This is a genomic window from Paenibacillus sp. USHLN196 (genome assembly GCF_037144955.1).
Taxonomy (GTDB): domain Bacteria; phylum Bacillota; class Bacilli; order Paenibacillales; family Paenibacillaceae; genus Paenibacillus; species Paenibacillus xylanexedens_C.
Genome location: NZ_JBBCYH010000075.1, coordinates 1 through 223, shown reverse-complemented (window position 1 = coordinate 223; position 223 = coordinate 1). Strand labels below are relative to the sequence as shown.

Here is a 223-nt window from a genome sequence, read left to right as displayed (position 1 = left end):
CGTTACGCCATTCGTGCGGGTCAGAATTTACCTGACAAGGAATTTCGCTACCTTAGGACCGTTATAGTTACGGCCGCCGTTTACTGGGGCTTCGGTTCACAGCTTCGGGATGACTCCCTAACCACTCCCCTTAACCTTCCAGCACCGGGCAGGCGTCAGCCCGTATACTTCGCCTTACGGCTTCGCACAGACCTGTGTTTTTGCTAAACAGTCGCTTGGGCCT

At 54.7% G+C, this 223-nt stretch carries 1 rRNA gene; it reads right to left on the bottom strand.

Annotation, left to right across the window (positions count from 1 at the left end):
* Positions 1-223, bottom strand: a 23S ribosomal RNA gene (locus WFI24_RS34650); the annotation flags it as partial.